The 26,291-nt window shown below is 70.4% G+C and carries 22 protein-coding genes; 17 read left to right on the top strand and 5 right to left on the bottom strand.

The window, feature by feature from the left end:
• The first annotated feature begins 131 nt into the window (after positions 1 to 131).
• The 6 genes from OG828_RS05395 to OG828_RS05370 are packed head-to-tail and all read left to right on the top strand — an operon-like array spanning position 132 to position 9,578.
• Positions 132 to 1,421: an ABC transporter substrate-binding protein gene (locus tag OG828_RS05395; RefSeq protein WP_328500270.1), complete on the top strand. Its 1,290-nt coding sequence runs from the start codon at positions 132 to 134 to the stop codon at positions 1,419 to 1,421.
• Positions 1,422 to 1,423: 2 nt separating this feature from the next.
• Positions 1,424 to 2,311: a carbohydrate ABC transporter permease gene (locus OG828_RS05390; RefSeq protein ID WP_328500269.1), complete on the top strand. Its 888-nt coding sequence runs from the start codon at positions 1,424 to 1,426 to the stop codon at positions 2,309 to 2,311.
• Entirely contained in the window at positions 2,308 to 3,213 is a 906-nt protein-coding gene (locus OG828_RS05385; RefSeq protein ID WP_328500268.1) for a carbohydrate ABC transporter permease, read from the top strand. Before OG828_RS05390 ends, OG828_RS05385 begins: the two co-directional genes overlap by 4 nt.
• A 33-nt stretch (positions 3,214 to 3,246) precedes the next feature.
• A complete protein-coding gene (locus OG828_RS05380; RefSeq protein WP_328500267.1) occupies positions 3,247 to 4,503 on the top strand; it encodes a glycoside hydrolase 5 family protein in 1,257 nt (418 codons plus the stop codon).
• Positions 4,500 to 6,503 carry an endo-beta-N-acetylglucosaminidase gene (locus OG828_RS05375; RefSeq protein WP_328500266.1) on the top strand — a complete coding sequence of 668 codons (2,004 nt, stop codon included), beginning with the start codon at positions 4,500 to 4,502 and terminating at the stop codon, positions 6,501 to 6,503. The genes OG828_RS05380 and OG828_RS05375 overlap by 4 nt, the downstream gene beginning before the upstream one ends.
• A gap of 57 nt (positions 6,504 to 6,560) precedes the next feature.
• Entirely contained in the window at positions 6,561 to 9,578 is a 3,018-nt protein-coding gene (locus OG828_RS05370; protein ID WP_328500265.1) for an alpha-mannosidase, read from the top strand.
• Between the two features lie 16 nt (positions 9,579 to 9,594).
• Here OG828_RS05370 and OG828_RS05365 read toward each other — a convergent pair whose 3' ends face one another.
• Positions 9,595 to 10,296, bottom strand: a complete 702-nt coding sequence (locus OG828_RS05365; protein WP_328350742.1) for a FadR/GntR family transcriptional regulator — start codon at positions 10,294 to 10,296, stop codon at positions 9,595 to 9,597.
• 213 nt (positions 10,297 to 10,509) lie between these two features.
• On the opposite strand from OG828_RS05365, the gene OG828_RS05360 reads away from it, so the two are divergent.
• From OG828_RS05360 to OG828_RS05325, 8 genes are read left to right on the top strand one after another with little or no spacing between them, the layout of a single operon-like run.
• Positions 10,510 to 11,541, top strand: coding sequence for a sugar ABC transporter substrate-binding protein (locus OG828_RS05360; protein ID WP_443060264.1), 1,032 nt, complete (start codon positions 10,510 to 10,512; stop codon positions 11,539 to 11,541).
• Complete coding sequence (locus OG828_RS05355) at positions 11,538 to 13,037, top strand: sugar ABC transporter ATP-binding protein (RefSeq protein WP_328350736.1); 1,500 nt, start codon at positions 11,538 to 11,540, stop codon at positions 13,035 to 13,037. The genes OG828_RS05360 and OG828_RS05355 overlap by 4 nt, the downstream gene beginning before the upstream one ends.
• Positions 13,030 to 14,055, top strand: coding sequence for an ABC transporter permease (locus tag OG828_RS05350; protein WP_210569597.1), 1,026 nt, complete (start codon positions 13,030 to 13,032; stop codon positions 14,053 to 14,055). Before OG828_RS05355 ends, OG828_RS05350 begins: the two co-directional genes overlap by 8 nt.
• Positions 14,056 to 14,092: 37 nt before the next feature.
• Positions 14,093 to 15,445 (top strand): L-fuconate dehydratase, encoded by a 1,353-nt coding sequence (locus OG828_RS05345; RefSeq protein WP_328436723.1) that lies wholly within the window; start codon positions 14,093 to 14,095, stop codon positions 15,443 to 15,445.
• Positions 15,442 to 16,197 carry an SDR family NAD(P)-dependent oxidoreductase gene (locus tag OG828_RS05340; protein ID WP_328350729.1) on the top strand — a complete coding sequence of 252 codons (756 nt, stop codon included), beginning with the start codon at positions 15,442 to 15,444 and terminating at the stop codon, positions 16,195 to 16,197. Before OG828_RS05345 ends, OG828_RS05340 begins: the two co-directional genes overlap by 4 nt.
• 29 nt (positions 16,198 to 16,226) lie before the next feature.
• Positions 16,227 to 17,195, top strand: coding sequence for an aldo/keto reductase (locus OG828_RS05335; RefSeq protein ID WP_328504806.1), 969 nt, complete (start codon positions 16,227 to 16,229; stop codon positions 17,193 to 17,195).
• A complete protein-coding gene (locus OG828_RS05330) occupies positions 17,192 to 17,506 on the top strand; it encodes an L-rhamnose mutarotase (protein ID WP_210569603.1) in 315 nt (104 codons plus the stop codon). The genes OG828_RS05335 and OG828_RS05330 overlap by 4 nt, the downstream gene beginning before the upstream one ends.
• Positions 17,503 to 18,333 (top strand): amidohydrolase family protein, encoded by an 831-nt coding sequence (locus OG828_RS05325; RefSeq protein WP_328350722.1) that lies wholly within the window; start codon positions 17,503 to 17,505, stop codon positions 18,331 to 18,333. The genes OG828_RS05330 and OG828_RS05325 overlap by 4 nt, the downstream gene beginning before the upstream one ends.
• Here the strand turns inward: OG828_RS05325 and OG828_RS05320 are convergent.
• Positions 18,321 to 19,742, bottom strand: a complete 1,422-nt coding sequence (locus OG828_RS05320; protein WP_328504805.1) for a lipase maturation factor family protein — start codon at positions 19,740 to 19,742, stop codon at positions 18,321 to 18,323. The genes OG828_RS05325 and OG828_RS05320 overlap by 13 nt on opposite strands.
• A gap of 147 nt (positions 19,743 to 19,889) precedes the next feature.
• Here OG828_RS05320 and OG828_RS05315 point away from each other — a divergent pair, with 147 nt between their 5' ends.
• Both OG828_RS05315 and OG828_RS05310 read left to right on the top strand, forming a co-directional pair.
• Positions 19,890 to 21,977, top strand: a complete 2,088-nt coding sequence (locus OG828_RS05315; RefSeq protein ID WP_328500264.1) for a SpoIIE family protein phosphatase — start codon at positions 19,890 to 19,892, stop codon at positions 21,975 to 21,977.
• Positions 21,978 to 22,008: 31 nt separating this feature from the next.
• A complete protein-coding gene (locus OG828_RS05310; RefSeq protein ID WP_328350716.1) occupies positions 22,009 to 22,872 on the top strand; it encodes an Fpg/Nei family DNA glycosylase in 864 nt (287 codons plus the stop codon).
• A 38-nt stretch (positions 22,873 to 22,910) separates the two neighbouring features.
• On the opposite strand, the gene OG828_RS05305 is transcribed toward OG828_RS05310, so the two are convergent.
• From OG828_RS05305 to OG828_RS05295, 3 genes are all read right to left on the bottom strand, one after another.
• Positions 22,911 to 23,570: a zf-HC2 domain-containing protein gene (locus tag OG828_RS05305; protein WP_328500263.1), complete on the bottom strand. Its 660-nt coding sequence runs from the start codon at positions 23,568 to 23,570 to the stop codon at positions 22,911 to 22,913.
• 152 nt (positions 23,571 to 23,722) lie between these two features.
• Positions 23,723 to 24,238, bottom strand: a complete 516-nt coding sequence (locus OG828_RS05300; RefSeq protein ID WP_328350711.1) for a hypothetical protein — start codon at positions 24,236 to 24,238, stop codon at positions 23,723 to 23,725.
• Positions 24,239 to 24,373: 135 nt separating this feature from the next.
• Positions 24,374 to 24,922 carry a sigma-70 family RNA polymerase sigma factor gene (locus OG828_RS05295; RefSeq protein WP_210569617.1) on the bottom strand — a complete coding sequence of 183 codons (549 nt, stop codon included), beginning with the start codon at positions 24,920 to 24,922 and terminating at the stop codon, positions 24,374 to 24,376.
• 210 nt (positions 24,923 to 25,132) lie between these two features.
• Between OG828_RS05295 and OG828_RS05290 the strand changes: the two genes are divergently transcribed.
• Complete coding sequence (locus OG828_RS05290; RefSeq protein ID WP_328500262.1) at positions 25,133 to 26,287, top strand: CapA family protein; 1,155 nt, start codon at positions 25,133 to 25,135, stop codon at positions 26,285 to 26,287.
• Positions 26,288 to 26,291: the final 4 nt, after the last annotated feature.

Here is a 26,291-nt window from a genome sequence, read left to right as displayed (position 1 = left end):
TTCAGCTCAGTGAGCCTAATACGCATTAGTCACTAAAGAAATTAGCTCAGCGAAAGCCATTGACGGGCCGGTGAGGCGGCGTGCAAGGTCTCCGTCGTTGGCCAACTCCGCCACAAAGGAGGCCGTTCACGGTGCCCATTTCCCGCAGAGCCCTAGCCGCCGCTTTCGCCGTCTGTGTCCTGCTGCCGCTGAGTGCCTGCGGCTCCGGCGACGACGGCGGCTCGACCGACGCCTCGGGCAAGGTCGAGGGCGACATCACCTTCCAGACCTGGAATCTCCGCGCCAACTTCAAGGACTACTTCGAGGGCTTGATCGCCGACTTCGAGAAGAAGTACCCCGGCACGAACGTCAAGTGGGTCGACCAGCCCGCCGAGGGCTACGCCGACAAGATCAGCGCGGACGCCGCCGGCGGCACCCTCCCCGACGTCGTCAACGTCTCGCCCGACCTGGTCGCCCCGCTCGCCAAGGCGGGCCTCGCGCTGGACCTCGACAAGGCCGCCGCCCAGTACAAGAAGGAGTACCTGGACGGCGCCTGGGCCAGCCATCAGATACCGGGCATGACCGGGACGTACGCCTTCCCCTGGTACCTCAACACCGGCCCGCTGTTCTACAACAAGTCCCTGTTCGAGGAGGCCGGACTCGACGCCGACCAGCCGCCGACGACGTACGACGAACTCTTCGCCGACGCCCTGCAGATCGCGCAGAAGACCGACGGCAAGGTCGCCACGCTCGCCAACGTCCCCACCATCGAGGACTTCGGCCGCTACGGCGTCCCGCTCATGAACAAGGAGGGCACCGCCTTCACCTTCAACGACGCGAAGGGCATCGAACTGCTCACCAGGTACAAGGAGTTGTACGACGCCAAGGCCCTCGACCCGCAGGCGCTGACCGCCACCCCGGAGTCGTCCGGCAAGAAGTTCCTCACCGAGGCCGTCGCCATGAACCCCGGCAGCGCGCTGGACCTCGGCAACTTCAAGAAGCAGGCGCCCAACCTGTACAAGAACATCGGCATCACCGACCAGATCACCAGCACCGGCCACGTCAACATGTACGTGATGGGCGTGATGGTGAACGCGCAGACCAAGCGGACGCCCGCCGCGGTCGCCTTCGCGCACTACGTCACCGACGCCGCGCACCAGATGTCCTTCGCCAAGAAGGTCGCGATCTTCCCGAGCACCGCCGGCTCGCTGGACGACCCGTACTTCACCAAGGAGGACGGGACGGACGAGACGCGGGTGCGGGTGGCCGCCGCCAAGTCGCTGAAGACCGCCGTCAATTACACGCCCGTGCTGTTCAGTGAGCAGATGAAGACGGAGCTGCGCAACGAGGTCGCCAAGGCGTTGCAGGGCAAGGAGAGCCCCAAGGAAGCCCTCGACAACGCTGTCGAGGCCTGCGACCGGCTCCTTCAGCAGCAGGGGTAGCGATGTCCACCGTGTCCCGGGTGCGGCGCCAACTACCGGCGAGTCCCTGGCTGTTCGCCGCTCCCGGCCTGCTGGTCATCGGCGCGTTCATCCTCTACCCGTTCATCTCCACGCTGATCAACGCCTTCACCGACCGCCGCACGCTGATCCCCGGCGAGTTCGTGGGCCTCGCCAACTTCCGCGAGCTGCTCCACGACGACATGTTCTGGATCGGCCTGCGCAACAGCACGCTCTACGTCGTCGGAGTCGTCCCCGCGCTGGTGATCCTGCCTCTGCTGCTTGCGCTGCTGGTGCAGAAGAACATCCCCGGCATCACCTTCTTCCGCTCCGCCTTCTACACCCCGGTCGTCGCGTCGATCGTGGTGGTCGGACTGATCTGGGTGTGGCTGCTCGACGAACGCGGCCTGGTGAACTCGCTGTTGGAGACGGTCGGCGTCGGCCGCATCGGCTTCCTCAGTGACCAGTGGCTGCTGCTGCTCAGCGCGATGGCGGTCACGGTCTGGAAGGGCCTCGGCTACTACATGATCATTTACCTGGCCGCGCTCGCCCATGTGCCGCGCGAGCTGCACGAGGCCGCCGCTGTGGACGGCGCGGGTGCGGTGCGGCGCTTCCTCACGGTCACCGTGCCCGCTGTCCGGTCGACCATGGTGCTGGTCGGGGCGCTGTCGTCGGTGGCTGCCTTCAAGGTGTTCTCGGAGGTCTACCTGATGGCAGGGCCGAGTGGTGGTCCTGCCGGTGAGGACACGACGCTCGTGATGCTCGTCCAACGCACTGGTACGGGTCTGACAGGCCGTGTCGGTTACGCCTCCGCCATCTCGGTCGTCGTCTTCGTCGTTACCGTCGTGCTGATGCTGCTGGTGCTGCGGGCCGATCGGAGGGAGGACGGGTGAGCGTGATCGAGAAGGCACGACCGGTCGAGCGGCCGGCCGCCGCACGGGAGCCCCGCGTCACCGACGAACACGGCCGCCGTGTCCGCGGCTGGGAACTCGCCCTGCGGTACGTCCTGTTGCTGGCCGTCCTCGCCCTCACGGTCGGCCCGTTCCTCTGGCAGCTCTCCACATCGCTGAAGGGCCCGACCGAGGACATCTACACCTCCCCGCCGAAGTTCCTGCCGGGCGACCCGACGCTCCACAACTACGAGCGCGTCTCCGAGACCATCCCGGTCTGGGACTACGCCCTCAACTCGCTCAAGGTCGCCACGGCCAACGTCGTCACCAACTGCGTCGGCTCGGCACTCGCGGGCTACGCCCTCGCCCGGCTCCGCTACCGGGGCCGCCGGGCCGCCACGCTCGCCTTCATCCTGGCGATGCTCGTGCCGGTGGAGGGCATCATCATCGCCCAGTTCACGACCATGCGGGAGCTGGGCCTCAACAACACCCTGGTCGGCGTGGTCCTGCCGGGCTGTATCGGCGCGATGAACGTGCTGCTGATGCGCAACGCCTTCCTCAACCTGCCGTACGAGATCGAGGAGGCGGCCTTCGTCGACGGCGCCAACGTGTGGCAGCGGTTCGCGCGGATCGCCCTGCCGTCCGTGAAGGGCACCCTCGCCGTCGTCGCCATCTTCGCCTTCATGGGCGCCTGGGACGACTTCCTGTGGCCGCTCATCGTGCTGAGCGACCCGTCCAAGTTCACGCTGACCATCGGCCTCAACTATCTGCACGGCACCTTCGCCAACGACGAACGGCTCGTCGCCGCGGGCACGGTCATCGCCGTGGCACCGCTGATCGTCCTCTTCGCCTGTCTCCAGCGGTACTTCTTCCGCGGGGTCGGCGAGGGAGCGGTGAAGGGCTGACACCCGCCTCTCGTGTTTCGACAAGGACACCGCATGCCTGCTGCCGTGCGCTTCGGCGTCAACTACACCCCCAGCGTGGGGTGGTTCCACCACTGGCTCGACTTCGACCTGGACTCCGTACGCGCCGATCTCGACTCGATCGCCGCGCTGGACCTGGACCACATCCGGGTCTTCCCGCTGTGGCCCTACTTCCAGCCCAACCGCACCCTCATCCGCCCGCGAGCCGTCGAGCAGCTGCTCCAACTCGTCGACGCCGCCGCCGAACGCGGGCTCGACGTCAACGTGGACGGTCTGCAAGGGCACTTGAGCAGCTTCGACTTCCTGCCGTCCTGGACGCGGACCTGGCACCGGCGCAACCTGTTCACCGACCCGGACGTCATCGAGGGCCAGGCGACCTTCCTGCGCACCCTCGCCGACGCGCTCGCCGACCGGCCCAACTTCCTCGGCATGACCCTGGGCAACGAGGTCAACCAGTTCTCGGCCGGTCCGCATCCCGACCCCGACCGGGCCACCGGCGCGCAGATCGACGCCTGGCTGGAGCGGATGCTCGCCGCCTGCGAGGAGGGCGCCCCCGGCAAGCTCCATCTGCACGCCGAGTACGACGCGACCTGGTACCAGGACGACCAGCCGTTCACCCCGGCCCAGGCCGCCCGGCGCGGCGCGCTGACGGCCGTGCACTCCTGGGTCTTCAACGGCACCGCCCAGCGACACGGCCGTACGTCCGTGCCCACCGAGCACCACGCCGCCTATCTCATCGAGCTGAGCAAGGCGTGGGCCGACGATCCACGCCGGCCCGTCTGGCTCCAGGAGGTCGGCGCCCCCGCGCCGCTGATCCCGGCCGAGCATGCCGCCGCGTTCACCGAGGCGACCGTCACGCACGCGCTGGACTGCACGGACCTGTGGGGCATCACCTGGTGGTGCTCCCACGACGTGTCCCGGGACCTGGCCGACTTTCCCGAACTCGAGTACGGGCTCGGGCTGTTGACCAATGACCGGCGCCCCAAGGAGGCGGGGCTCGTGCTGGCGCGCGCGGCCCGGGAGCACACCTACGCCCCCAAGCCCCGGACCATCGCACTCGTCGTACCCGCCGACCCCGCAGTCCGCTCGGTGTGTGCCCCGGGCGGACCCGTCTTCGAGGCGTTCTTCCGGCTCACCGCCGACGGCGCCCGCCCCACCACCGTCCTCGACGTGCGCGCCGACGACAAGGACCACCTCGCCGCGCGCGGCATCACCGAGGTCGTACGTCCCGACCAGGTACTCCCCACCCCACAAGGAGGCACCCGCTCGTGAACCCCACCAGACGCACCGTCCTGCTCGCCGGAGCCGGCGCGGCCACCGTGCTGCTGCCCTCGTGGCAGGCGGTGGCCGCTCCGAAGGCCGCCGCCTCCGCGCCGTACGCCTCGTACTGGTACCCGGACTCGCTGCCCTCCGGCTCCCCGGGCACCGGCATCACCTGGCGCAGCCTCAAGGCGTGGCGCGCGGCCGACGACACCGACCTCGCCTTCAACGCGGCGTCCGTTCCGCTCGCCGCGCGCTTCACGCCGACCCCGGCGAACCCGACCGCCCGTGCCGGGCAGGCCCGCATCCAGTCGCTGGTGTCCTTCGGGCCGACGGCGAGCAACCCCTCGCAGGGGTCGGCGACGGCGGACTACTACGCGCTCACGCACTGGGCGTACATCGACGAGCTGGTGTTCTGGGGCGGGTCGTCGGGCGAGGGGCTGATCCTGGCGCCCAACGCGCCGATCGTGGACGCCGCGCACCGCCACGGCGTGACCGTCCTCGGCAACATCTTCCTGCCGCCGGTCGCCTACGGCGGGCAGTTGCAGTGGACGCGGGACCTGGTGCAGAAGGACTCCGCCGGGCGGTATCCGCTCGCCGCGCAGCTTGTCGCGGTGGCGGAGGCGTACGGGTTCGACGGGTGGTTCGTGAACGCCGAGACCGGGGGCGGGAACGCCGCCCTCGGTGCGGACATGCTGGGGTTCCTTCGGGAGCTGAAGTCGCTCGCCAGGGCCAAGGGGCAGCGGGTGACCTGGTACGACTCGATGACCGTGAAAGGGTCGGTGAGCTGGCAGGGGGCGCTCAACTCGCAGAACCAGCCGTTCTTCGAGGCCGCCGACGACATGTTCGTGGACTTCCGCTGGACGGCGAGCAGCCTGGCGTCCTCGGGGCAGCGGGCGGATCAACTGGGCCGTAGCCGCTATGAGTTGTGGGCGGGGGTGGACGTCGAGGCGAACGGCTGGAACAAGTCCGTGAACTGGGACGCCATGGTGCCGACGGGTAGCGCGCATGTCGTGTCCGTCGGTTTCTACCGGCCCGAGTGGACACGCAACCATCTGCCCGAGGGCCGTACGCCCGGCGACTTCCACGCCGCCGACGACCGCTTCTGGACGGGACGGTCACTGGATCCCTCGAAGCCGGACGGTACGGACAGCTGGCGGGCGCCCGCGGTGTCCGTCGCGGACCGGTCCACGGTGACGTCCGTGCCGTTCGCGAGTGCGTTCAACACCGGGCACGGGCTGCGGTGGTACGAGGACGGAAAGCTCACGTCTCAGACGCCCTGGAACCATCTGGGGCTTCAGGACCGGTTGCCGTCCCGGCGGTGGGTGGTCCGTACGGAGGGTGAACGGCCGTCGGTCACCTTCGACTTCGCGGACGCCTGGCGGGGCGGCAGCAGTGTGCTGGTCGACGGCGCACTGGACGAGCCCGCGACCGTGGACCTGTATGCGACGCGGCTGCCGGTCACCGGCGACACGGTGGTCGAGCTGACCCATCGGGTCGACGCCGGGGTCGTGAGCGTCGAGCTGGCCGTCGCGACCGCCGAGCCGGGCACGCCGGGCGGGACACCGCCGTACACCTACCTCCCGGTGAACTCGGCGGGCGGCTGGCAGACCGTGACCGTCCCGCTCACCGGCCTGACCGGGACCGTCCGCTCCCTCGGCGTCCGGCTCACGGCCACCGAAGGACCCGTCCGCTGGCGGCTCGGCGCTCTCGCCGTACGCGGCGGTCGGCCCCCGGCCCCGGCCGCCCCCGCCGGCCTCCGCATCACCGGCGCGTCCGGCGGCGACCTGCGCTTCGCCTGGAACGCCACACCCGGCGACGTACGCCACTACACCCTCCACCGCCTCCTGCCCGACGGCACCCGGCGCTTCCTCGGCGGCACCTGCCAGCGGGCCTACTTCGTCGGCGGCCTGCGGCCCGAGCAGGGCGAGCAGGCGGCACGGTTCGAAGTGCGTGCCGTGGGGGAGCTGTACACCTCGTCGGCACCTGTGACCGTCAGCCACACCTGGTAAGCACCCGCACCCGGACGAACTGAGCACTCGGCCCGGACGACCTACGGAGCACCCCGCATGCATGACGACCGCAGCCTGGTCGAAGCCCGCCTCAAGCGCGTCCTCGACGAACGTGTCCGCCCCGCCGTGTACCCCGAGTCCGTACCGCTGGACGTGGCGGTGTGGCACGCGCCCGGCGAGCCCGTGCCGGTCGAGGAAGGGCTCGCGGCCGCACCCGGGCCGATCGAGGTGGGCGCCCGCTGGGGTGCTCCGTGGGGCACCAGCTGGTTCCGGGTCACCGGGACCGTCCCCGAGGCCTGGGCCGGGCGGACCGTCGAGGCGCTCCTCGACCTCGGCTTCGACGAGAACATGCCCGGCTTCCAGTGCGAGGGCCTGGTCTACCGGCCCGACGGCACCCCGGTGAAGGGACTCAACCCACGCAACCAATGGGTGCGGATCGGCGCGCCCGTCGAGGGCGGCGAGGAGGTCCGACTGCACATCGAGGCCGCGTCCAACCCCGTCATCCTCGACTACCACCCCTTCCTGCCCACCCAGCTGGGCGACAAGGAGACCGCGGGCAGCGACCCGCAGTACACGCTCACCCGCATGGACCTCGCCGTCTTCGACGAGACCGTGTGGCAGCTCGTCCTGGACCTGGAGGTGCTCGGCGAGCTGATGGCCGAGTTCCCGGTCGACTCGGCCCGGCGCTGGGACATTCTGCGGGCTGTGGAGAAGGCCCTCGACGCCATCGACCTTCAGGATGTCAACGGCACGGCGGCGCGGGCGCGTTCACAGCTCACCGACGTCCTCGCCACCCCCGCCGCCCCGTCCGCGCACCGCGTCAGTGCCGTCGGGCACGCGCACATCGACTCGGCGTGGCTGTGGCCGCTGCGCGAGACCGTGCGCAAGGTGGCCCGTACGACCTCGAACATGACCGCGCTGATCGAGGACGAGCCCGAGTTCGTCTTCGCCATGTCGCAGGCCCAGCAGTGGGCGTGGGTGAAGGAGCACCGGCCCGAGGTGTGGGCGCGGGTGAAGAAGGCCGTGGCGGACGGGCGGTTCGTGCCGGCCGGGGGCATGTGGGTGGAGTCGGACACCAACATGCCGGGCTCGGAGGCGATGGCCCGGCAGTTCGTGCACGGAAAGCGGTTCTTCCTCGACGAGTTCGGCATCGAGAACGACGAGGCCTGGCTGCCCGACACCTTCGGCTTCGCCGCGGGACTGCCGCAGATCATCAAGGCGGCCGGCTCCAAGTGGCTGCTCACGCAGAAGATCTCCTGGTCCCGGACCAACACGTTCCCGCACCACACCTTCACCTGGGAGGGCATCGACGGCACGCGCATCTTCACGCACTTCCCGCCCGTCGACACCTACAACTGCTCCATGAAGGGCAGTGAACTCGCCCACGCCGCCCGCAACTTCAAGGACAAAGGGCGGGCCCGGCACTCCCTCGCGCCCACGGGCTGGGGCGACGGGGGCGGCGGCACCACGCGCGAGATGGTCGCCAAGGCGGCCCGCCTGCGCGACCTCGAAGGATCGGCGACCGTGGTGTGGGAGACCCCGGCCGCGTTCTTCGAGAAGGCCGAGGCCGAATACCCGAACCCGCCCGTCTGGGTCGGCGAGCTCTACCTCGAACTCCACCGCGCCACCCTCACCAGCCAGGCGAAGACCAAGCAGGGCAACCGCCGCAGCGAACACCTCCTGCGCGAGGCCGAACTCTGGGCGGCCACCGCGGCCGTACGCACCGGATTCCCTTACCCGTACGAGGAGTTGGACCGCATTTGGAAGACGGTCCTGCTGCACCAGTTCCACGACATCCTGCCCGGCTCCTCCATCGCCTGGGTCCACCGCGAGGCACGCGCGACGTATGAGCGACTCGCCGGCGAGCTGAACGGGATCATCGACGCGGCCCAGCGCGCGCTGGCGGGGGAAGGCTCGACTCCGCTCGTCTTCAACGCGGCCCCGCACGCGCGCGGCGGCGTCCCGGCCGGCGGCGCGCAGGCGCCCGTCGCCGAAGGCCGCACCACGCTCGCCCCGCGCACCGACGGCAGCCACGTCCTCGACAACGGTCTGCTGCGCATCGAGGTCGACAACCGGGGTCTCGTGGTTTCCGCCTACGACATCGACGCCGACCGCGAGTCGATCGCCCCCGGACGGGCCGCGAACCTCCTCCAGCTCCATCCCGACTTCCCGAACATGTGGGACGCCTGGGACGTCGACGAGTTCTACCGCAACACCGTCACCGACCTCACCGACGCCGACGAGGTGACCGCAGGTGACGACGGCGTGTCGGTCCGGATCGTACGGTCCTTCGGCGCGTCGCGTCTCACGCAGGTGCTGTCGCTCGCGCCGGGGGAGCGGCGGCTGGTGCTGGACACCGAGGTCGACTGGCACGAGACCGAGAAGTTCCTCAAGCTGGCCTTCCCGCTCGACGTGCACGCCGAACGGTATGCGTCCGAGACCCAGTTCGGGCACTTCCACCGGCCCACGCACACCAACACCAGCTGGGAGGCGGCCAAGTTCGAGGCGTGCAACCACCGGTTCGTGCATCTGGAGGAGCCGGGCTGGGGTGTGGCGATCGTCAACGACTCGACGTACGGCCATGACGTGACCCGTGCCGTCCGCACGGACGCCGATGGTGGTACGACCACGACAGTGCGCGTGTCTTTGTTGCGCGCCCCGCGCTTCCCCGATCCGGAGACCGACCAGGGCGTCCACCGGTTCCGGCACGCCCTGGTGCCAGGTGCGCACATCGGTGATGCCGTCCGCGAGGGCTGGCGGATCAACCAGCCGGAGCGGCGGATCACGGGCGCGTCCGACGTTGCCCCGCTGGTGAGCGTCGATCAGGACGCGGTCGTCGTCACGGCCGTCAAGCTGGCCGACGACGGCAGCGGCGATGTGGTGGTCCGGTTCCACGAGGCCCACGGTGGGCGCGCCCGCGCGACGCTCACCGCGGGGTTCGAGGTCGCGGGCGTGGAGGTGACGGACCTGCTGGAACGCCCGCTGCCGGAAGCCTTGCCTCAGCGCGACGGCAACAGGATCACCGTACGGCTGCGGCCGTTCCAGCTCATGACCCTGAGGCTGAAGCGGGCCTGACCCGATGGGTGCGGGCTCAGTCGGGCAGCTGCGTCCGCAGCCACTCCTCCACCTCGCCCACATGCGCGGCCGCCGCCGCCCGTGCCGCCTCCGGGTCGCGGGCGGCGAGGGCGCGGTGGATCGCGGCGTGTTCGCGGCGGGTGCGGGCGAAGGCGCCCTCTTCCTGGTAGCCGCGCCAGACACGGGCGCGGAAGGTGCGGGAGGAGAGGCCCTCCAGGATGGCGGCCATGGTGTCGTTGCCGGCGGCGACGGCGATCTCGCGGTGGAAGGCGAGGTCGTGGGCGAGGATCTCGTCGGGGTCGTCGGTGGCGTTCATCGCCGTGAGGTGCTTCTCCACCTCGGCGAGCTGGTCCGGGGTGATGCGCGCGGCGGCCAGCGCGGTCGCCGTGGACTCCAGGATGCGGCGGACCTCCAGCAACTCCACCAGGCGCGGGCCGCGGGAGAGGTCGGCGACCACCCCGAACGTCTCCAGCAGGTCACCGGCCTGGAGCTGGGTGACGTAGATACCGGAGCCGTGCCGCGCCTCCAGGACGCCGAGCACCGTGAGCGCGCGGATCGCCTCGCGCATCGAGCTGCGGGAGATGCCCAGCCGGACCGCGAGATCGCGCTCGGTCGGCAGCCGCTGGCCCGGCTCAAGGCGGCCCTCGCCGATCATCGCCTTGATCTGCTCGATGGCGCGCTGCGTCACCGTGCCCTTCTGCGGGGCGGTCTCGTCCACGCCACTCCTCCTGTCGACGGTGCGCCCGCAGTCTAATCTCCGATGTGGTCGGACCACTATGGCCGGAAACCGGCAATATTTGCTGCGCGAGGGTGTTGTCAGGCCGAAGTGGTCTGATAAATATGCGGGCAACTGCTCGATCACGCTCGATGAGGAGCTGGCAGAATGGCCGACGGATCTGTGCGGAACGAACGGTGGCGGGTCTCCCCGCGGATGGTGCGCGCGGCGGCGGTTGCCGTCTGCGGCGCCCTCGCGCTCACGGCATGCGGCAGCACCAAGGACACCGGGTCCGCGAGTGCGGGAGCCGGCGGCACCGGCAAGGTCGGGGTGATCCTGCCCCTGCTGACCTCGCCGTTCTGGCAGTCGTACAACGACTACGTACCGAAGATGGCCAAGTCCGAAGGGGTGGAGGCGCTGAAGACGGTCAACTCCAACAGCGATCCCTCCCAGCAGATCACCGACATCAACAACCAGCTCAACCAGGGCGTGAAGGGCGTGGTCGTGGCCCCGCTGGACAGCGCCGCCATCGAGGCCGGGCTCGACCAGGCCGAGCGCAAGGGCGTGCCCGTGGTCGCCGTCGACGTGGCGCCCGAGAAGGGCAAGGTCGCCATGGTCGTCCGTGCCAACAACGTCGCGTACGGCGAGAAGGCCTGCGAGTACCTCGGCAAGCAGATCCCGTCCGGCAAGGTCGTACAGATCATGGGCGACCTCGCCTCGGTCAACGGCCGTGACCGCTCGGAGGCGTTCCGCGACTGCGTCAAGACGAAGTACCCGAAGCTGAAGGTCCTGGAGATACCGGCCAAGTGGGAGTCGGACACGGCGGCCTCCAAGCTCGACACGCTGCTGAACGCCAACCCCGACATCAAGGGCATCTACATGCAGGCGGGCGGCGTCTACCTCGCGCCCACGCTCCAGACCCTGAAGTCCAAGGGCATGCTGAAGAAGACGGGCCAGGCGGGCCACATCACGATCGTCTCCAACGACGGCATCCCGCAGGAGTACGACGCCATCCGCAAGGGCGAGATCGACGCCACCGTCTCCCAGCCCGCCGACCTGTACGCCAAGTACGGCATGTACTACATCAAAGCGGCGATGGAGGGGAAGACCTTCAAGCCGGGCCCGACGGACCACGGTTCCGAGATCGTCAAGCTGCCCAGCGGCATCCTCGAGGACCAGCTGCCCGCGCCGCTGGTCACCAAGGAGAACGTCGACGACCCCGAGCTGTGGGGCAACACGGTCGGATGAGCACCCCACTTGTCGAGGCGCGTGGCATCACCAAGCGATACGGCCCCACCACCGCCCTGTACGAAGGCCAACTCACTGTGTTCCCCGGCGAGTCCCACGGCCTCGTCGGCCGCAACGGCGCCGGAAAGTCCACCCTGGTGAACATCCTCACCGGCCTCCAGCCCGCCGACGAGGGCACGGTCCGCTTCGACGGCGAACCCGCACCCCCGCTCGCCGACCGGGACGCCTGGCGCCGCAAGGTGGCCTGCGTCTACCAGAAGCCCACGGTCGTCCCCGAGCTGACCGTCGCCGAGAACCTGTTCATCAACCGGCAGCCCTTGCAGCGCGGTTTCATCAGCTGGCGCACGCTCAGGTCCGAGGCCGCCGCGCTCCTCGACACCTGGGACGTGCGCGTCGACCCCGAGGCCCGCACCGCCGACCTCAAGGTCGAGGACCGCCAAATGGTGGAGATCGCCCGCGCGTTGAGCTTCGGCGCCCGGTTCATCGTGCTCGACGAACCCACCGCCCAGCTCGACAACCGTGAGATCGAGCGGCTCTTCACCCGCATGCGCGCACTCCAGGACTCCGGCGTCACCTTCCTGTTCATCTCGCACCACCTCCAGGAGGTCTACGAGGTCTGCCAGACCGTCACCGTGCTGCGTGACGCCCGCTGGATCACCACGGCCCCGGTCGCCGAACTCCCGCGGCAGGCCCTGGTGGAGGCCATGGCGGGGGAGTCCATCGAGACCATCGCCGAACAGGCCGTGGACCCCAGGGACGTCGACCACGACGCCCCCGTTCTCCTCGAAGCCCGCGGGCTCACCTCCCCGGCGTACCGGAACATCGACCTCACCGTCCGCCGCGGCGAGGTCGTCGGACTGGCCGGCATCAGCGGCAGCGGCAAGGTCGAACTCGCCGAGTCCTTCGCGGGACTGCACACCCCGACGGGCGGGAGTGCCCGACTGGACGGGGAGCGGCTCCCGTTCGGCGATGTGCAGGCTGCCCTGAAGGCGGGCGTCGGCTGTGTGCCGCGGGACCGGCATGAGCAGGGCCTGGTCGCCGGCATGACCGTCGGCGACAACGCCACCATGAGCGTCCTGAACCGGCTCGGCCGGTACGGCTTCGTCGGCACCGACCGCAAGCGCGGTTTCGCGACCGCTCTCATCGACCGCCTCGACATCCACACCGAGGGCCCCGACCAGCCCGTCTCCGACCTGTCCGGCGGCAACGCGCAGAAGGTCGTCATGGCCCGCGCCCTCGCCTCCGACCCCAGACTCCTGGTCCTCATCAACCCCACCGCGGGCGTCGACGTGAAGTCCAAGGAGTCCCTGCTGGCCCGGATGGACAGCGCCCGCGAGGACGGCACCGCCGTGCTGGTCGTCTCCGACGAACTCGACGACCTGCGGCGCTGCGACCGCGTCCTCGTCCTCTTCCACGGCCGTGTCGTCGCCGAGCACCCGGCGGGCTGGCGCGACCACGAGCTGATCGCCTCCATCGAAGGAGTGGACCATGGCTGACACCAAGGCTCCGCCGGTGAAGCTGCCGCGGGTGCCCGAGGCCGGGGCGGCCCGCACGGTGCTGCTGCGTCGCGCCCGCGAACTGGCCCTCGTACCGGCCCTGTTGCTGCTCATGGTGCTCGGCGCGGTGGTCAACGACTCGTTCCTCACCGAGCGCAACCTGATCTCGATCCTCGGCGCCTCGGCCGCGCTCGCGATGGTGGTGCTGGCCGAGTCGCTGGTGCTGATCACCGGCAAGTTCGACCTGTCGCTGGAGTCCGTCGTCGGTATCGCGCCCGCCGTCGGAGCGCTGCTCGTGCTGCCCGTCGCGCAGTCCGGCTGGGGCACCGAATTCCCGGCCGCGCTGTCCCTGCTGGCGGTCCTGGTGGTCGGTGCGGCGATCGGCGGGTTCAACGGGATCCTGGTCGTGAAGTTCCGGCTGAACGCGTTCATCGTGACGCTGGCGATGCTGATCGTGCTGCGTGGTCTGCTGGTCGGCGCGACCAAGGGCAAGACGCTGTTCGGGATGCCCGACAGCTTCTACTCCCTCGCGACGACGACCTTCCTCAACGTCCCGATGTCGGTGTGGCTGGCCGCCGTCGCCTTCGCGGTCGCCGGGCTGGTGCTGAAGTACCACCGCATCGGGCGCGCGCTGTACGCCATCGGCGGCAACGCGGACGCGGCCCGGGCGGCCGGTATCCGGGTCGAGCGCGTGATGCTCGGCGTGTTCGTCGTCGCGGGTGTGCTGGCGGCGGTCGGCGGGATCATGCAGACCGGCTACGTCGGCGCGATCAGCGCCAACCAGGGCAACAACATGATCTTCACCGTGTTCGCGGCGGCGGTGATCGGCGGCATCAGCCTGGACGGCGGCAAGGGCACCATGTTCGGCGCCCTGACCGGCGTACTGCTCCTGGGCGTCGTACAGAACCTGCTCACCCTCGCCCAGGTGCCGTCCTTCTGGATCCAGGCCATCTACGGCGGAATCATCCTCGTCGCCCTCATGATCGCCCGCGTCACGACGGGCCGCGCCCAGGACTGACCAGCGTTGTTCCCCGCCAGCCACCGAAAGGCCCTCTGTGTCCCAGACGCCCGACCCCTCTTCACGTATCTCCGCGCTCGACACCTATGACATCCGTTTCCCCACCTCGCGGGAGCTCGACGGCTCCGACGCGATGAACCCGGACCCCGACTACTCGGCCGCGTACGTCGTGCTGCGCACAGACGCCGAGGATGGTTCTGAGGGGCACGGTTTCACCTTCACCATCGGGCGGGGCAACGAGGTCCAGGTCGCCGCGATCCACGCACTGCGCCATCATGTGGTCGGACGGTCCGTGGACGAGGTGTGCGCCGACCCCGGAGTGCTGTTCCGGGATCTGATCGGCGACAGCCAACTGCGCTGGCTCGGGCCCGAGAAGGGCGTGATGCACATGGCGATCGGCGCGGTGACCAACGCCGTGTGGGACCTCGCCGCCAAGCGGGCGGGCAAGCCGCTGTGGCAGTTCCTCGCCGACGCCGACCCCGAGTGGCTGGTCGGCCAGATCGACTTCCGCTACCTCACCGACGCGCTCACCCCCGAGGAGGCGCTGACCCTTCTCCGACGCGGCCGGGACGGCGCCGAGGACCGCAGAGCCCGGCTCCTGGAGCACGGCTACCCCGCCTACACCACCTCCGCCGGCTGGCTCGGCTACGACGACGACAAGCTCACCCGGCTCGCCGCCGAGGCGGTCGCCGACGGCTTCCGGCAGATCAAGCTGAAGGTCGGCGCCGATCTGGAGGACGACATCCGGCGCTGCCGGGTCGCCCGGTCCGTGATCGGCCCGGACATCCGCATGGCGATCGACGCCAACCAGCGCTGGGACGTCGACGAGGCGATCCGCTGGACCAAGGCCCTCGCCGAGTTCGACCCGTACTGGATCGAGGAGCCCACCAGCCCCGACGACATCCTCGGGCACGCCGCGATCCGCAAGGCCGTGACCCCGGTGAAGGTCGCCACCGGGGAGCACGTCCAGAACCGGGTCGTCTTCAAGCAGCTGCTCCAGGCCGGCGCGATCGACGTCGTCCAGATCGACGCGGCCCGCGTCGCCGGCGTCAACGAGAACCTCGCGATCCTGCTGCTCGCCGCCAAGTTCGGCGTGCCGGTCTGCCCGCACGCGGGCGGCGTCGGCCTGTGCGAACTCGTCCAGCACCTCTCGATGTTCGACTACGTCGCCGTCACCGGCACCACCGACGACCGCGTCATCGAGTACGTCGACCATCTGCACGACCACTTCCTCGCCCCGGTGGTGATCCGCGACGGTCACTACACGGCACCCAGCGCACCGGGCTTCTCCGCGGACATGCGGCCCGAGTCCATCGCCCGGTACACGTTCCCCGGCGGCGCCTTCTGGGCCGCCGACCTCCAGACGCAGCAGAAGGGGCAGGCGGCATGAGCGACTTCGAGGGACTGAGGGCCCTGGTGACGGGTGGTGCCTCCGGCATCGGCCGGGCCACCGCGGAACTCCTGGCCGCGCGCGGCGCCCAGGTCGCCGTCCTGGACCTGGACCCGTCCTCCGTGGAGAAGCCGCTGCTCGCCCACCGCGCCGACGTCACCGACGACGCCTCCGTCCGCGAGGCCGTCGCCGCCGCCGTCGCCGAACTCGGCGGCCTCGACATCCTGATCAACAACGCGGGCATCGGCGCCCAGGGCACCGTCGAGGACAACGACGACGCCGAATGGCACCGCGTGATGGACGTCAACGTCGTCGGCATGGTCCGCGCCGCCCGCGCCGCCCTCCCGCACCTGCGCGAGTCCTCCCACGCCGCGATCGTCAACACCTGCTCCATCGCCGCCACCGCGGGACTCCCGCAACGCGCCCTGTACAGCGCGACCAAGGGAGCCGTGTACTCCCTCACCCTCGCCATGGCCGCCGACCACGTCCGCGAGGGCATCCGCGTCAACTGCGTCAACCCCGGCACCGTGGACACCCCGTGGGTCGGCCGCCTCCTCGGCGCCGCCGCCGACCCGGCCGCCGAACGCGCCGCCCTGGAGGCCCGCCAGCCCACCGGCCGCCTGGTCAGCGCGGCCGAAGTCGCGGGCGCCATCGCCTACTTGGCGAGCCCCCTCTCCGGCGCCACCACCGGCACGGCCCTGGCCGTCGACGGCGGCATGCAGGGCCTGCGCCTGCGCCCGGCGGGCCAGTGAGCACCCCGGTTGCGCCCGGCGGGCGGCCGGTGAACACCCTCGGCGGGAGCGGCGTCGAGGTCAGCCCGCTCGCCCTCGGCGCCGCCGCGATCGGCAACCTGTTCACCGAGGTCACGGACGAGCAGGCGCACGAAACCGTCGCCGCCGCCTGGCAGCAGGGCATCCGCTACTTCGACACCGCCCCGCACTACGGCCTCGGCCTGTCCGAACGCCGCCTGGGCGCCGCCCTGCGCGAGCACCCACGGGACGCGTACACGATCTCGACGAAGGTCGGCCGCCGCCTGGAACCGGTCGACACCCCGAGAGACGACCTCGCCCACGGCTTCGCCGTACCCGCCTCCCACCGCCGCGTCTGGGACTTCAGCGCCGACGGCATACGACGCACCCTCGACGCCAGCCTGGAACGGCTCGGCCTCGACCGCGTCGACGTCGTCTACCTCCACGACCCCGACGACCACGCCGAACAGGCCTTTCACGAGGGCTACCCGGCGCTGGAGAAGCTGCGCTCCGAAGGCGTCGTCGGCGCCATCGGAGCCGGCATGAACCAGGCCGGCATGCTGACCCGCTTCGTCCGCGACACGGACGTCGACGTGGTGCTGTGCGCCGGCCGCTACACGCTGCTCGACCAGAGCGCGCTCACCGAACTGCTGCCCGCCGCCGTGGACCGCGGCACGTCCGTCGTCATCGGCGGCGCCTTCAACTCCGGCCTGCTGGCGGATCCGAGGCCGGAATCGACGTACAACTACGACCGGCCACCACAGGAGATGCTGGACCGCGCCCTGCGCATGCGGTCCGTCGCCGACCGCCACGGCATCACCCTGCGGGCCGCCGCCCTCGCCTACTGCGCCGCGCACCCGGCCGTCGCGAGCGTCCTCGTCGGCGCGCGGTCGGCGGCCGAAGTCCGGGACTGCGCCGAGCAGTTCGCGTCTCAGGTGCCGGAGGCGTTCTGGCGGGAGCTGAGAGAGACCGGCCTGCTGTCCGACGAGGAGCCGCAATGAGAGTCGCCCTGCACACCAAGGTCCGCGCGGACCGGGTCGCGGAATACGAGGCCGCGCACCGCGAGGTCCCCAAAGAGCTGACGGACGCCATCCGCGCCGCCGGCGCCACCTCCTGGACGATCTGGCGCAGTGGCACCGACCTCTTCCACGTCCTGGAGTGCGCGGACTACGCCCGGCTCCTCGCCGAGCTGGAGCAGCTGCCGGTCAACGTCGCCTGGCAGGCGCGGATGGCGGAACTCCTCGACGTGGTGCACGACTACAGCGGCGAGGGAGCCGACGCGGGCCTGCCCGTCGTATGGGAGCTGCCGTGACCGTCGACGCCCACCACCATGTCTGGGACCTCTCCGTACGCGACCAGGACTGGATCACCGGAGACGAACTGCGGCCGATTCGGCGGAACTTCGGCGTCGCCGACCTGGAACCCGAGGCGCGGGCCACAGGAGTGGACCGTACCGTCCTCGTCCAGACGGTCACCGTGCCCGACGAGACCCCGGAGTTCCTCGCCCTCGCCGCCGCGCACGACCTGATCGGCGCGGTCGTCGGCTGGACCGACCTCACCCGCCCGGACGTCGCCGACGAGCTGGCACGGCTGCGTGAACTCCCCGGCGGCGACCACCTGAAGGGCATCCGCCACCAGGTCCAGGGCGAACCCGACCCCGAGTGGCTGCTGCGTCCCGACGTCCGCCGTGGACTCGCCGCCGTCGCCGACGCGGGCCTCGTCTACGACCTCGTCGTCCTGCCCCACCAACTGCCCGCCTGCGCCAAGGCCGCCGCGGACCACCCGGACCTCACCTTCGTCCTGGACCACCTCGGCAAACCCCCCATCGCCTCCGGCCGACAGGAACCCTGGGCGAGCGCCGTCCGCACCCTCGCCGCACGGCCCAACACGGTCTGCAAGCTCTCCGGCATGGTCACCGAGGCCGACCCGAGGTCCTGGACGGTCGACGACCTGCGCCCGTACGCCGACACCGTCCTCGACGCCTTCGGCCCGGACCGCCTGATGTTCGGCTCGGACTGGCCGGTGTGCACACTGGCGGCGACCTACGGTGAAGTGCTGTCGGCGGCAAAGGAGTTGACGGACCCGAGCGACCGCTCCCGTATCTTCGAGGCCACCGCCACCCGCGTCTACGACCTCTGAGCCACCCCCGCCAGCCGCGTCGGCGGCAGATACTCCCGCACATACGTCCGCTCCCAGCACGCGCCCGTCTCCCGCAGCTCACGCCAGGTCGTGTAGCGGTAACGGAAGAGACGGGCGCGGACGAACCGCGGGGGCTCGTCGGGCGGGAAGGGTGAGCGGCGCAGCAGTTTCAGGGTGGCGCGGTCGTTCTCCAGCAGCCGCTCCACCAGGGCGCCGAACCAGGAGCCGGCATACGCGGGCGACAGCGCGGCGAACCACATCATCCAGTCGAGCCGCAGATGGTACGGCGCGAACTGGCGCGGCCAGCGCCGGGGATCACCCGGCTTGCCCTTGAACTCGTACTCCCGCCAGTCCGAGTCCTCGCGCGGCACCGGCTCGGTCGTGCCCTCGACGACCACCTCGTAGCGGATCCGGCTGACGCTGCCGAACGCCCCGTAGGTGTTGACCAGGTGCAGCGGGTCGAAGGAGCGGTTCATCACCTGGCGGCGGGAGATCATGTTGCGGACCGGCTGGTAGCTCAGGCCCACGAGCAGCGCGGCGACGGAGAGGACGACGATCTCGTACCAGAGCGGGGCGTCGGCGACGGACGGCGGTGTGGTGGGGAACTCGATCGCCGGCAGGGCCAGCACGATCGTGATCCAGTTCAGCCAGGAGAAGTTGCCCGACAGGACCAGCCACAGCTGGGTGACAATCATCAAGGACGCCGCGGCCGTCGCGATCGGCTGCGGCGTGAACAGCAGGAAGGGCACGACGAGCTGGGTGAAGTGGTTCGCGGCCACCTCCGCGCGGTGCAGAGGCCGGGGGAGATGGTGGAAGAACCAGCTCAGCGGGCCCGGCATCGGCTGGGTCTCGTGGTGGTGGTACAGACACGTCAGGTTCCGCCAGCAGGCGTCACCGCGCATCTTGATCAGCCCCGCGCCGAACTCCACCCGGAACAGGATCCAGCGCAGCAGGAAGAGGACGACGATCGGCGGGGCCACCTCGTCGTTGCCGAGGAAGACCGCGAGGAAGCCGACCTCCAGAAGCAGCGACTCCCAGCCGAAGCCGTACCAGGTCTGGCCGACGTTGACGATCGACAGATACAGCACCCACGGCACCAGCCACAGCAGCATGCCGCCCCACAGCGGCAGCAGCGAGTCCAGCCCCGCCAGCAGCGCCGCCGACACCGCGCAGCCCGCCCACGCGCAGGCCGCGAAGTACCGGTCCGAGTAGTGCAGTTGGAACAGACTCGGGGCCCGCTTGAAGGGCACCCGCGCGACGAACCGGGGGATCGGCAGCATGCCGCGCTCGCCCAGCAGCGGACGGAACTGCAGCGCCGCCGTGAGGAACGCGACCAGATACACGGCGGCCAGAGCCCGCTGGAAGACCAGCCGGCTCAGCCAGTAGTCGGGTGCGGTGAACCACTCCACGGCCATGCTCTCCTGACCCCATTGTCGCGCCGGAACCTCGGGTCACTCTCTGTACCCATACCCTCGCTTTCCTGACGGCCGCCAAATTGTTTGCGGGAACTCCGCTCACCGGTCGAAGAATCAGTCGAATCCTGGCAAGGTAGGCCCATGGTTGATCGGGGAGCGAGCGCCCTGTCACTCCCGGACGACTGGCCCGCCCACCCGGATCCGATCCTGGCGCTCAATCGCATGGGCAGCTTCGACTGGGACCTGGACACCGGCCTCTTCCACATGGACGCCCAGGCCCACGAGGTCTTCGACCTGCGCCCCGACGAATACGACGGCAACCCCGAGACCCTCGCCCTCCGGGTCCCGCGCCCGGAGGCCTACCGGATCGACGGCCTGGTCTCCCAGGCCATGAAGGACGGCAGCGAGAACTACGGCACCTACTTCCGTATCCGCCGCCGCGACGGCAATATGCGCTGGACCCACACCCAGGGCTACATCCGCCGCGACGAGAACGGCCGGCCGCGCCGGATCATCGGCATAGTCCGGGACGCCACCCAGGAATTCGAAGAGATCGAGGCCCGCCGGGACCAGGCGGCCCAGGACGAGGCCCGCCGCCGGCAGACCAACGTCGTCCAGCTCACCACCGCCGCCCTCGCGCACGCCCGTACCGTCCAGGACGTCATCGACGTCCTCAAGGACACCCACGGCCTCACCCATCTCGGCGCCACCAGCCTGGTCATGGGCCTGGTCGAGGCCGGCCGGATCCGGCTGATCGCCGAGGGCCCGGCGGGCAGCTTCGTGCCCGGCACCCTCGTCACCCGCATCGACGAGCCCTACCCCATGGGCGAGGTCGTCCGCACCCTCGCCCCGCGGTTCATCGAGTCGCCGGAGGAGTTCGCCGAGAGCTATCCGATCCTGTGGCCGCACATCACCGACCTGAACATCACGTCGGCCGCCTATCTGCCGCTGATCGCCCAGGCGAAACCCATCGGCGCGATGGGCCTGCTCTACAGCGACCGGCGCGGCTTCAGCGCCGACGAACGCAACGTCCTCGTCGCCCTCGGCTCCAGCATCGCGCAGAGCCTGCAGCGGGCCATGTTCTACGAGCAGGAGAAGGACCTCGCGACCGGCCTCCAGCAGGCGATGCTGCCGCGCACCATCCCCAGCGTGCCCGGCGCCGACATCGCCGTCCGCTACCGCGCCGGTTCCGCCGCGGGCTCCCTGGGCCGGGACATCGGCGGCGACTGGTACGACCTGATCCCGCTGCCGGGCGGCCGGGTCGGCGCCGTCATCGGCGACGTCCAGGGCCACGACACCCACGCCGCCGCCGTCATGGGACAGCTGCGCATCGTCCTGCGCGCTTACGCCGCCGAGGGCCACACCCCCGCCACCGTGATGGCCCGTGCCTCCGTCTTCCTGCACGAACTCGACACCGACCGCTTCGCGACCTGCCTGTACGCGGAGGCCGACCTGTCCACCGGAGTCGTCCAGGTGGTCCGGGCAGGCCATATCGACCCGCTGATCCGGCAGACCGACGGGACCTGCCGCCGGATAGCCGTGGACGGCGGGCTGCCGCTCGGTCTGTCCGCCGAGTTCGGCCGCCTTGAATACCCGGTCGGCACCATCGAGCTCGACCCCGGCCACACCCTGCTGCTGTGCACCGACGGCCTGATCGAACAGCCCGGCGCCGACCTCGACGACGGCATGCAGACCCTCGTGGCCATGATCAAGACCGGCCCGGACGACGTACGCGACCTCGCCGAACGGCTCATCGACGTGGCCGAGGAACGCGGCGCCGACGACGACGTGGCCCTGCTCCTGCTGCGCCGCCGCAGCCTGGACACCCCCCAGTCCGGCGGCCGGCTCCAGCAGCACGTGGCACCCGGCGACCCCGAGGCCCTCACCCAGGCCCGGCACATGATCCGCGCCGCCGTCCTCGCCTGGGGCGCCCGCGAGCGCGCCGACGAGATCGAACTCGTCGCCGACGAGCTGATCACCAACGCCCTGATGCACACCGAGGGCTCCGCCGTCGTCACCCTGCGGGTACTGACCGCCACCGACCGGCGGCTGCGCGTCGACGTCGAGGACTCCTCCAGCGCCCTGCCCCGCCGCCGCGACGCCGGCGAGGCCGGCGTCTCCGGGCGCGGACTGCTCCTCGTCGACCTGCTCACGGACGTGTGGGGCGTGGAGGCGCGGGGCGGCGGAAAATGCGTCTGGTGCGAGTTCGTGGTGGGGGAACGGAGCTGAGTCCGCCGGTCCCGGATGGCACTCTGGACGTATGCCGGAACTGCCCGAGGTGGAAGCGCTCAAGGACTTCCTGACCGAGAACCTGGTCGGCCACGAGATCGTCCGGGTGCTGCCCGTCGCGATCAGCGTGCTGAAGACGTACGACCCTCCGCTCACGGCCGTCGAGGGCCACGCGGTCACCGCCGTGCACCGGCACGGCAAGTTCCTCGACCTCGAGACCGACGGCGGCCCGCACTTCGTCACCCACCTCGCCCGCGCCGGCTGGCTGCACTGGAAGGACAAGCTCCCGGACGGCCCGCCCAAGCCCGGCAAGGGCCCCCTCGCGCTGCGTGTCGCCCTGGAGACCGGCGAGGGCTTCGACCTGACGGAGGCCGGAACCCAGAAGCGGCTCGCGGTGTATGTCGTCCACGACCCCCAGGAGGTCCCCGGCGTCGCCCGCCTCGGCCCCGACCCGCTCGCCGACGACTTCGACGAACCCCGGTTCGCGGCCCTGCTGGGGGACGAGAGACGGCAGCTCAAGGGCGCCCTGCGCGACCAGAGCCTGATCGCCGGCGTGGGCAACGCCTACAGCGACGAGATCCTGCACGCCGCGAAGATGTCCCCCTTCAAACTGGCCGCGTCCCTGACGCCCGAGGAGACCACCCGCCTGTACGAGGCGCTGCGCGGCACCCTCACCGAGGCCGTCGAGCGCTCCCGCGGCGTCGCCGCCGGACGCCTCAAGGCCGAGAAGAAGAGCGGCCTGCGCGTGCACGGCAAGACGGGCGAGCCCTGCCCGGTGTGCGGCGACACGATCCGCGAGGTCTCCTTCAGCGACTCCTCACTGCAGTACTGCCCGACCTGCCAGACCGGCGGCAAGCCCCTGGCCGACCGGAGGATGTCCCGGCTGCTGAAGTGAGACGTCGGTCAGCTCACCGGTCTCCGTCGTCGCCTGGTCTACTGCGCGTCGAGGGTCACCAGATGCTCGCCGTCCGTCGTGCGGACCTCGTAGCGGGCGATCTGGTCGATGTGCATCGACGAACTGCCGTGCATGGTGTTCGGGCGGGCGTCGTGGCGGGGCGTCATCCAGTGGGTGACCGTCTCCTCCGAGCCGTCCTGGCCCCGGACGATCAGGCGGCAGGGGCGCGGCCCGGCCCCGTCCTTCACGCTCAGCTCGATCTGACTGCCCGAGGCCGCGTTCTCCGCCGTGACCTGCGCCCATACGCCCGACCGCTCGTCGGTCGCGGTGATGCGCACGGAGCCGGAGCCGGCGTCGCCGCCGCCCGCCGTGATCGCCACCGCGGGCGCCGCCACGGCGATCGCCACCGAGGCCGCCACGGCGTACAGCACCCGCCTGCGCCCGACCCGGCGCCGTGCCGTCACCTCGCCGATCAGCCGGTCAAGCAGCCGGTTCCCGGGCTGGGTGAGGGGGTTCACAAAGCGCGGCGTGGCCCGCCGGTACAACATCAACTGCCGGGTCACCGGCCCGAATTCGGTCACGTGTGCCGTGCAGCTGGGGCACTCCATGAGGTGGTCCTCGAAGCGGAAGGCGTCCGCCTCGTCCAGCACGCCGAGCGCGTACGCGGCGACGTCGCGATGCCTTTCCAGGGACCTCATGCCGAATCCTCGTGCCGTTGGGTGCGGGTGGGGTTACTCCTTGCTCCCATCGGTACGCACCAAGCCGAAGAATCACTCAAGCCCCTTACCGAATCGCAACCTAGGGATTCGGAGCCGGTGGGGCCGAGGATTGGTCGGATCGCCGCGAAATCTCAAAAAAGATGGATGGCGAGATGTCCCAGCGGCAGCCCCAGCTGCCAGGCCGGCGTCCACACCTTCGGCCCGTCGTCCTCGCCGGCCATCGCGGCGCCCCCAGGCACCGCGTTCAGGTCGGGCGCGAGCAGCTCGGTCTCCTCGAGCCAGCGCCAGGCCGCCTCCGCCAGCTCCAGGTCGGGTGCGGGGTCCCCCGACTCGATCGCCTCGGCGGCCAGCTTCGCCAGGCGCTCGCGCACCCAGTCCTGCCACGGCTGGTCGTACGCCGTCAGCGAAAGCCAGGTCTCCAGCTGGGTGACGACCCGGATGCCGGACAACTCGCCGTCGGTGTCGGACAGGAAGATGGTCAGCGCCAGCGCATCCCGTCCGGCGCGGAACTCGAAGGACGTCGGCGGCATCAGATCGCCTGTCCGCAGCAGCTCGTCGGCGATGTACTCGGCGTACAACCACGCCATGGGGACGGTCAGTTCACCGCCGCCGGTGCCGTCCGTGCTCTCTTGACCTCTGTGCAGCATCCCTTCCTGCCTTCCTCCGGTGCGTGCGCGTCGCCCGACCCCGGGCCCCAGTCCGGAACACGGATGAAGACAGCTGATTGCTCAACGGGGGTCTTCAGCAAGGCGCTTTACGGAGGTTTGACTCATCCATTGGTTTCACCGCAGGTCGGCCGCGTATCCCGGAAGCACCCTGCGCAGGGCGCGCAGCGCGTAGTACGCGCGGGACTTCACCGTACCGGGCGGAATTCCGAGCGCCGCCGCGGCCTCCGCCACACTCGCCCCGTGGAAATACACGAGCACCAGGACTTCACGGTGCTCCGGAGTGAGTGTCTTCACAGCCTCGCGTACATCGAGTGCCGCCGCCGCCCGCTCGGCATGGTCGGCTATCACACGCGCGTTCTCCAGGACCGCGTCCCCGACCTCGGCGGGCCGCGCCTGCCGGGCCCGCCGCGCGTCGATGGCGAGCCGCCGTCCCACGGTCAGCAGCCACGGCCGTACGGAGTCGAAGTCATCGGCGCGCAGCGCCTCGGGATGCTGCCAGGCGCGTACGAGCGTCTCCTGCACGAGGTCCTCGGCGCGCTGCCGGTCACCGTCGCAGAGCCGGAGCAGCAGCGCGAAAAGAGGCCGGCCGTGCTCCCGCTGCAGTGCGGCGAGCTCGTGCTCGGCGGTCGTCGTCCCGTTCGAGAGGGTGATTCCGGCCGTCATGGCCGTATGGCATCGCAGGGTGTGCCGTTCGGACAGAGAGCTCACACGGATCTGCGGCGGACGGTCGATCGCGTCGACGAACGGTACGACGAACGGTTCATTCCGCTGCCGGTGAGCGCCGGACGGGCTAATGAAGCCAGTCAGGTTGTTTGCGGAAGCGTGCAGATTCATACCTATTTGTCTGGAAATATGATCGCGACGGGGTGAGCGATGATTGCACGCAGACAGCAGGTTGCCCTGGCCCTCACGGCCGTCCTCGCCGCAGGCGCCGCCTGCCAGGCCGAGGCCCGCGACGACACCGACCCGGCGGGGCGTCCGGCCCCCTCCGCGGCCGGCGGATTCACGCTCGTCGCCTCCGGCGACGTCCTCCCGCACAGCGCGATCATCGACCGGGCGCGCTTCGACGCGGGCGGCACCGGCTACGACTTCCGCCCGATGTTCTCCGGGATCGCACCCGTCGTCTCCCGCGCCGACCTGGCGCTGTGCCACATGGAGACGGTGTACGGAGAGAACGGCGAGTACACCGGCTACCCCACCTTCAAGTCCCCGCCCGAGGTCGCGACCGGCCTCGCCGCCACCGGCTACGACGGCTGCTCCACCGCCTCCAACCACAGCCTGGACGACGGCGCGGACGGCGTCCGCCGCACACTGGACGCCCTCGACCGAGCGGGCGTACGGCACGCCGGATCGGCACGCGACGAAGCCGAGGCGCGCACCGCCACGGTCCTGCCCGCGGGGAGGGCGAAGGTCGCCCACCTCGCCTACACCTACGGCACGAACGGCTTCCCGCTGCCGCCGGGACAGCCCTGGGCCGTCAACCTGATCGACGAGCGCAAGATCATCGCGGACGCCCGCGCCGCCCGGCAGGCCGGCGCCGACGTGGTCGTGGTGTCCATGCACTGGGGCACGGAATGGCAGGACGCCCCCGACCGGGGCCAGCAGTCCCTGGCCCGGACCCTCACCGCCGCCCGCACCGGGGACCGCCCGGACATCGACCTGATCCTCGGCACCCACGCCCATGTCCCGCAGGCGTACGAGAAGGTCAACGGCACCTGGGTCGTCTACGGAATGGGCGACCAGATCGCCGGCGCCATGTTCAACCACCAGGGCGCACAGGACCCGCGAGGCAACCAGTCCACCCTCGCCCGCTTCACCTTCGCCCCGCCCACCAAGCCCGGCGCCCGCTGGCAGGTGACGAAGGCCGAGTTCATCCCACAACTGTTCGACATCGACGCCGGCCGCGTGGTGAACCTCAACGAGGCCCTGAAGAAGGGCGCCGAGCTACAGGGCGTACGCGACCGAATCAGAGACGTGGTGTTCAGTAGGGGAGCAGCAAAAGACGGCCTGGCGATGGGCGCCCCGTAGGGGC

The sequence above is a fragment of the Streptomyces sp. NBC_00457 genome (genome assembly GCF_036014015.1).
Lineage (GTDB): Bacteria > Actinomycetota > Actinomycetes > Streptomycetales > Streptomycetaceae > Streptomyces.
Note: the sequence above shows the minus strand (reverse complement) of the source record. Positions and strands in the feature narration are given on the sequence as shown.